The 7,312-nt window shown below is 69.0% G+C and carries 7 protein-coding genes; 6 read left to right on the forward strand and 1 reads right to left on the reverse strand.

What is annotated here, in order from left to right; translation table 11 throughout:
* On the reverse strand, positions 1–162 hold a 162-nt coding region (locus tag D180_RS23400; protein WP_157835437.1), incomplete at its 3' end, for a helix-turn-helix domain-containing protein.
* 119 nt (positions 163–281) lie between these two features.
* Here D180_RS23400 and prpB point away from each other — a divergent pair.
* The 6 genes from prpB to prpF all read left to right on the forward strand — a co-directional run.
* Positions 282–1,169: a methylisocitrate lyase gene (gene prpB, locus D180_RS06520; protein ID WP_017912156.1), complete on the forward strand. Its 888-nt coding sequence runs from the start codon at positions 282–284 to the stop codon at positions 1,167–1,169.
* Between the two features lie 31 nt (positions 1,170–1,200).
* Positions 1,201–1,806 (forward strand): DUF1003 domain-containing protein, encoded by a 606-nt coding sequence (locus tag D180_RS06525; RefSeq protein ID WP_017912157.1) that lies wholly within the window; start codon positions 1,201–1,203, stop codon positions 1,804–1,806.
* A 40-nt stretch (positions 1,807–1,846) separates the two neighbouring features.
* Complete coding sequence (gene prpC, locus D180_RS06530; RefSeq protein ID WP_017912158.1) at positions 1,847–3,010, forward strand: 2-methylcitrate synthase; 1,164 nt, start codon at positions 1,847–1,849, stop codon at positions 3,008–3,010.
* A 265-nt stretch (positions 3,011–3,275) separates the two neighbouring features.
* The gene (acnD, locus tag D180_RS06535; RefSeq protein WP_017912159.1) at positions 3,276–5,891 is read left to right on the forward strand and encodes a Fe/S-dependent 2-methylisocitrate dehydratase AcnD; all 2,616 of its coding nucleotides are present in this window, start codon (positions 3,276–3,278) and stop codon (positions 5,889–5,891) included.
* A gap of 30 nt (positions 5,892–5,921) precedes the next feature.
* Positions 5,922–6,425, forward strand: coding sequence for an SRPBCC family protein (locus tag D180_RS06540; protein WP_017912160.1), 504 nt, complete (start codon positions 5,922–5,924; stop codon positions 6,423–6,425).
* A gap of 39 nt (positions 6,426–6,464) precedes the next feature.
* Positions 6,465–7,312: 2-methylaconitate cis-trans isomerase PrpF (gene prpF, locus D180_RS06545; RefSeq protein ID WP_017912161.1), on the forward strand; the 848-nt coding region annotated here is incomplete at its 3' end.

The raw sequence follows: 7,312 nt of genomic DNA on the forward strand, positions 1-7,312 counted from the left end.
CTCCACTTCGGCGCGCAGGTAGGCGCGGCTGCGGTGGTCGGGACCGGCGCGCGAGCTGAGCAGGCCGCGGCTGACATAGGCGTACAAGGTGGCGCTGCTGATGCCGAGCAGGGCGCAGGCCTCCGCGGCGGAGATCAGGTTGCGGTCGGGGCTGTCGGACATGAAGGGACGATAGGTTGATTCATTGAATCAAGATTGATCCATGCCGGCGAGAGTGCCAGATTGGCGTCCATCGCGGAACGCCCGGCGGGGTGTTGCCGCCTCTTCGTCAGGAGTCGCCCATGTCCCTCGTTTCCCCCGGCGCCGGTTTCCGCGCCGCCCTGGCCGCCGAAGCGCCGTTGCAGGTGATCGGCGCGATCAACGCCAACCATGCGCTGCTGGCGCAGCGCGCCGGCTACAAGGCCATCTACCTGTCCGGCGGCGGCGTCGCCGCCGGCTCGCTGGGCCTGCCGGACCTGGGCATCAACACGCTTGAAGACGTGCTGATCGACGTGCGCCGCATCACCGACGTGTGCCCGCTGCCGCTGCTGGTGGACATCGACACAGGCTTCGGCCCGAGCGCGTTCAACATCGAGCGCACCATCAAGGCGTTGATCAAGGCCGGCGCGGCCGCCTGCCACATCGAGGACCAGGTCGGCGCCAAGCGCTGCGGTCACCGCCCGGGCAAGGAGATCGTCAGCCAGGGCGAGATGGTGGACCGAGTCAAGGCCGCGGCCGATGCCAAGACCGATCCGGACTTCTTCCTGATCGCGCGCACCGACGCGATCCAGGCCGAGGGCGTGGACGCGGCGATCGAACGCGCCATCGCCTGCGTGGAGGCCGGCGCCGACGGCATCTTCGCCGAGGCCGCCTACGACCTGGACACCTACCGCCGGTTCGTCGACGCGGTGAAGGTGCCGGTGCTGGCCAACATCACCGAGTTCGGCAAGACCCCGCTGTTCACCCGCGACGAACTGGCGTCGGCCGGCGTGGCGATCCAGTTGTTCCCGCTGTCGGCGTTCCGCGCCGCCAACAAGGCCGCCGAGGACGTGTACACCGCGATCCGCCGCGACGGCCATCAGCAGGGAGTGCTGGAGCGCATGCAGACCCGCGAGGAGCTGTACGAGCGCATCGGCTACCACGCCTTCGAGCAGCGCCTGGATGCGCTGTTCGCCGGCAAGGGCGCATGATCGGCGGCGATTTTCCTGCCCGGGCCTGCCCATGAATACCCACGCCAGCGCTGCCTCGTTCCTGCGCAGCCGCATCGACCGCCGCCAGACCGCGCGGCATCTGCTGCAGACCGAACTGGACAAGCTGTCCGAGGCCGAGCGCGAGGTGGTGGAGCGCTTCATCGCCAAGCGCCACGTGGCCCGCGACATCGTCACGCAGGCCGACCGCGACCGCTCGCTGGGCGAGCGCGTCGCCGACCGCGTCGCCGCGATCGGCGGCAGCTGGACGTTCATCATCGGCTTCTGCGTGGTGCTGCTGGGCTGGATCGCGCTCAACAGCCTGGTGCTGGCGCACGCCTTCGATCCGTATCCCTACATCCTGCTCAACCTGTGCCTGTCGTGCCTGGCCGCGATCCAGGCGCCGGTGATCATGATGAGCCAGAACCGCCAGGCGGCGGTGGACCGCCTGCATGCGCAGAACGACTACGAAGTGAACATCAAGGCCGAGCTGGAGATCCTGCAGGTGCACGAGAAGCTCAACCAGCTGCGCGAGCAGGACTGGGCGACGCTGGTGGATCAGCAGAACCGCCAGATCGCCATGCTGCAGCAACTGCTCGAGCGCGCCGGGGCCTGGCCACCGGCGCCGCACGTCCCCTGATCCACTGCGTCCATCCGACCGCAACACCGGGAGATTCGCCATGAACGACACCGCTCCGCAGACCGCCCCCGCCTTCAAGCCGAAGAAATCGGTGGCCCTGTCCGGCACCGCCGCCGGCAACACCGCGCTGTGCACGGTGGGCCGCAGCGGCAACGACCTGCACTACCGCGGCTACGACATCCTGGACCTGGCGCGCACCAGCCAGTTCGAGGAGATCGCCTACCTGCTGGTGCACGGCAAGCTGCCCAGCAACAGCGAGCTGCGCGGCTACAAGGCCAAGCTGCGCTCGCTGCGTGGCATTCCGGCCGCGGTCAAGGCCGCGCTGGAGCAGTTGCCGCCGTCGGCGCATCCGATGGACGTGATGCGAACCGGCGTGTCGGTGCTGGGCTGCGTGCAGCCGGAGAAGGACGACCACAACCATCCCGGCGCGCGCGACATCGCCGACAAGCTGATGGCCAGCCTCGGCTCGATGCTGCTGTACTGGTACCACTACAGCCACAACGGCCGGCGCATCGAGGTGGAGACCGACGACGACTCGATCGGCGGCCACTTCCTGCGCCTGCTGCACGGCTTCAAGCCGCACGAGGAATGGGTACAGGCGATGCACACCAGCCTGATCCTCTACGCCGAACACGAGTTCAACGCGTCCACCTTCGCCTGCCGGGTCATTGCCGGTACCGGCAGCGACATGTACAGCGCCATCGCCGGCGGCATCGGCGCGCTGCGCGGGCCCAAGCACGGCGGCGCCAACGAGGTCGCCTTCGAGGTGCAGAAGCGCTACGACACCCCGGACGAGGCCGAGGCCGACATCCGCGCGCGGGTCGAGCGCAAGGAAGTGATCATCGGCTTCGGCCACCCGGTGTACACGGTGTCGGACCCGCGCAACCAGGTCATCAAGGACGTGGCGCGCGAACTGTCCGAGGCGCAGGGCAGCCGCAAGATGTACGACATCGCCGAGCGCCTGGAGACGGTGATGTGGGACATCAAGAAGATGTTCCCCAATCTGGACTGGTTCAGTGCGGTCAGCTACCACATGATGGGCGTGCCGACGGCGATGTTCACCCCGCTGTTCGTGATCGCCCGCACCGCCGGCTGGAGCGCACACATCATCGAGCAGCGCGTCGATGGCAAGATCATCCGTCCCAGCGCGCACTACGTGGGGCCGGAGGATCAGGCGTTCGTACCGATCGATCAGCGCAAGTGATGCGCCTGTACGCCTCGACCCCGAGTGACACTCCCCTCTCCCACCGGGAGAGGGGTCGGGGGTGAGGGTACGGGCGCAGCCTCGTGGTGTTGGGTTGCATTGAGCTTCGCCCGTGTCCTCATCCGCCCCTCATGAGGAGACTGAGTGCACCAGGCTTCGCCCGTACCCTCATCCGCCCCTTCGGGGCACCTTCCCCCAAGAAGGGGGCCAAGGTCCCGAAGGGAGAAGGGGTCCTGTCTTCGCTTTTTTTCTACTGTAGCCAGCCATGAACAGCCACTACCGTAAATCCCTTCCCGGCACCGCGCTGGACTACTTCAACGCGCAGGCCGCAGTCGATGCGATCAGCCCGGGCGCCTATGCCGGCCTGCCTTACGTGTCGCGGGTGTTCGCCGAGAACCTGGTGCGTCGCTGCGATCCGGACCTGCTGCACGACGCCTTGCTGCAGTTGATCGAGCGCCGCCGCGACCTGGATTTTCCGTGGTTTCCGGCGCGGGTGGTGTGCCACGACATCCTCGGCCAGACCGCGCTGGTCGACCTGGCGGGACTTCGCGATGCCATCGCCGAGCAGGGCGGCGATCCGGCCAAGGTCAATCCGGTGGTGCCGGTGCAGTTGATCGTCGATCACTCGCTGGCGGTGGAGTGCGGCGGCGACGATCCGCAGGCCTTCGCCAAGAACCGCGCGATCGAGGATCGCCGCAACGAGGACCGCTTCCACTTCATCGACTGGAGCAAGCGCGCGTTCCGCAACGTGGACGTGATCCCGCCGGGCAACGGCATCATGCATCAGATCAATCTGGAGAAGATGTCGCCGGCGATCTACGTGCACGACGGCGTCGCCTTCCCCGATACCTGCGTGGGCACCGACAGCCACACCCCGCACGTGGACGCGCTGGGCGTGATCGCCATCGGCGTCGGCGGCCTGGAAGCGGAGAGCGTGATGCTCGGCCGCGCCTCGTGGATGCGCCTGCCGGACATCGTCGGCGTGGAGCTGAGCGGCCGGCCGCAGCCCGGCATCACCGCCACCGACGTGGTGCTGGCGTTGACCGAGTTCCTGCGCCAGGAGCGTGTGGTCGGCGCCTATCTGGAATTCTTCGGCGAAGGCGCCGCCGCGCTGACCATCGGCGACCGCGCCACCATCTCCAACATGTGCCCGGAATACGGCGCCACCGCGGCGATGTTCTACATCGACCAGCAGACCTTGGACTACCTGCGCCTGACCGGGCGCGAGGAAGCGCAGGTGGCGCTGGTGGAACAGTACGCTCGCACCACCGGGCTGTGGGCCGATGCGCTGGCCACCGCGCAGTACGAGCGCGTGCTGCGCTTCGACCTGTCGCAGGTGGTGCGCAACATGGCCGGCCCCAGCAATCCGCACAAGCGCGTGGCGACCACTGAACTGGCCGCGCGCGGCATCGCCGACCCGGCCAAGCTGGCCGCCGGCCAGGCCGAGCAGGCGCAGGGGCGCATGCCCGACGGCGCGGTGATCATCGCCGCCATCACCAGTTGCACCAATACCTCCAACCCGCGCAACGTCATCGCCGCCGGCCTGCTGGCGCGCAATGCGCGCGCGCGCGGCCTGGCCCGCAAGCCATGGGTGAAGACCTCGCTGGCGCCCGGTTCCAAGGCGGTGCAGCTGTACCTGGAAGAGGCCGGCCTGCTGTCGGACCTGGAGGCGTTGGGCTTCGGCATCGTCGCCTTCGCCTGCACCACCTGCAACGGCATGAGCGGCGCGCTGGATCCGCGCATCCAGCAGGAGATCGTGGAGCGCGACCTGTACGCCACCGCGGTGCTGTCGGGCAACCGCAACTTCGACGGGCGCATCCATCCCTACGCCAAGCAGGCGTTCCTGGCCTCGCCGCCGCTGGTGATCGCCTACGCCATCGCCGGCACGGTGCGCTTCGACATCGAGAAGGACGTGCTGGGCACCGACGCCGACGGCCGCGATGTGCGGCTGAAGGACATCTGGCCCAGCGACGCCGAGATCGATGCGGCGGTGCGCGCCGCGGTGAAGCCGGAGCAGTTCCGCCGCGTCTATGCGCCGATGTTCAACGTGCGCGTGGAGCAGGGCGCGCCGGTGGCGCCGCTGTACGCCTGGCGCCCGCGCAGCACCTACATCCGACGCCCGCCGTACTGGGAAGGCGCGCTGGCCGGCGAACGCACGCTGCGCGGCATGCGCGCGCTGGCGGTGCTCGGCGACAACATCACCACCGACCACCTGTCGCCGTCCAACGCGATCCTGGCCGACAGCGCCGCCGGCGAATACCTGGCGCACATGGGCGTGCCGGAGGAGGACTTCAATTCCTACGCCACCCATCGCGGCGACCACCTCACCGCGCAGCGCGCCACTTTCGCCAACCCGAAGCTGATCAACGAAATGGCGGTGGTCGATGGCAAGGTGAAGCAGGGCTCGCTGACCCGGCTGGAGCCGGACGGGCAGGTGCTGCGCATGTGGGAGGCGATCGAAACCTACATGGCGCGCAAACAACCGCTGATCGTGATCGCCGGCGCCGACTACGGCCAGGGTTCCTCGCGCGACTGGGCGGCCAAGGGCGTGCGCCTGGCCGGGGTCGAGGCGATCGTCGCCGAGGGCTTCGAGCGCATCCACCGCACCAACCTGATCGGCATGGGCGTGCTGCCGCTGCAGTTCCTGCCGGGCACCACGCGCACGACCCTGGGCATCGACGGCAGCGAGACCTTCGACGTGGTCGGCGCGCGCACCCCGGGCGCCACGCTGACCCTGCGCATCGTGCGCAAGGACGGCGCCGCGGTGGAGGTGCCGGTGCTGTGCCGCCTGGACAGCAACGAGGAAGTGTCCATCTACGAGGCCGGCGGCGTGCTGCAGCGCTTCGCCCAGGATTTCCTCGAGGACGCCCGCAGCGCCTGAGCCGGCTGCCGCTGTCATCGGGCGCGTGCCATGCTGGCCGCGCCCGCCACCGCCGAGGAGACCGCCATGACCACGTCCGCCGCCACCACCGGGACCGTCCACCTGCATCGCGTGCTGCGCGCGCCGGCCGAGCGCGTCTACCGCGCCTTCCTGGAACCGGCGGCGCTGGTCAAATGGCTGCCGCCGCACGGCTTCGTCGCCACCGTGCATGCGCTGGACGCGCGGGTGGGCGGCAGCTACCGGATGAGCTTCACCAACCTCGGCACCGGCACCAGCAGCGCCTTCGGTGGCACCTACCTGGAACTGGTGCCCGGCCAGCTGATCCGCCACACCGACCGCTTCGACAATCCGGACCTGCCCGGCGAGATGATCGTGACCGTGCGGCTGCGGCCGGTGGCCTGCGGCACCGCACTGGAGATCGTGCAGGAGGGCGTCCCGCCGCAGATCCCGGTGGAGTTCTGCCACCTCGGCTGGCAGGAGTCGCTGACCCTGCTGACGCAACTGGTCGAACCCGAGATTCCCGATTCGCCCTGATCCGCCGTCTCTTCTTTTCGTACGCACCCCGGAACCGCCATGGCCCACGCTCCGCAACTCCGCATCCCCGCCACCTACATGCGCGGCGGCACCTCCAAGGGCGTGTTCTTCCGCCTGCAGGACCTGCCCGCGGCGGCGCAGACGCCGGGCCCGGCGCGCGATGCGCTGCTGCAGCGGGTGATCGGCAGTCCCGATCCGTACGCCAAGCAGATCGACGGCATGGGCGGGGCGACCTCCAGCACCAGCAAGACCGTGATCGTGGCGCCGAGCACGCGCCCGGACCACGACGTGGACTATCTGTTCGGCCAGGTGGCGATCGAGCGCGCGTTCGTGGACTGGAGCGGCAACTGCGGCAACCTCTCCGCGGCGGTGGGGCCGTTCGCGATCGCCGCCGGGTTGGTGGATCCGGCGCGGATTCCGCGCGATGGCGTGGCCACGGTGCGGATCTGGCAGGCCAACATCGGCAAGACCATCGTTGCGCAGGTGCCGATGACCGATGGCGCGGTGCAGGAAACCGGCGATTTCGAGCTGGACGGGGTGACCTTCCCGGCGGCGGAGATCGCGCTGGAATTCCTCGACCCGGCCGCCGACGAGGACGGCGCCGGCGGCGCCATGTTCCCCACCGGCCACCTGGTCGACACGCTGGAGGTGCCGGGCGTCGGCAGCTTCCAGGCGACCCTGATCAACGCCGGCATTCCCACCATCTTCCTTGAAGCGCAGGCGCTGGGTTACCAGGGCACCGAACTGCAGGACGCGATCAACGGCGATGCGCAGGCGCTGCAGCGCTTCGAGACCATCCGCGCGTACGGCGCGCTGCGCATGGGCCTGATCGCCACGCTGGACGAGGCGGCGACCCGCCAGCACACGCCCAAGGTCGCCTTCGTCGC

The sequence above is a fragment of the Xanthomonas sp. SHU 166 genome (assembly GCF_000364685.1).
Classification (GTDB): Bacteria; Pseudomonadota; Gammaproteobacteria; order Xanthomonadales; family Xanthomonadaceae; genus Xanthomonas_A; species Xanthomonas_A sontii.

Coding starts and splice junctions, on each gene's coding strand:
- prpB (WP_017912156.1), top strand. CDS start 282: ATGTCCCTCGTTTCCCCCGGCGCCGGTTTCCGCGCCGCCCTGGCCGCC.
- D180_RS06525 (WP_017912157.1), top strand. CDS start 1,201: ATGAATACCCACGCCAGCGCTGCCTCGTTCCTGCGCAGCCGCATCGAC.
- prpC (WP_017912158.1), top strand. CDS start 1,847: ATGAACGACACCGCTCCGCAGACCGCCCCCGCCTTCAAGCCGAAGAAA.
- acnD (WP_017912159.1), top strand. CDS start 3,276: ATGAACAGCCACTACCGTAAATCCCTTCCCGGCACCGCGCTGGACTAC.
- D180_RS06540 (WP_017912160.1), top strand. CDS start 5,922: ATGCTGGCCGCGCCCGCCACCGCCGAGGAGACCGCCATGACCACGTCC.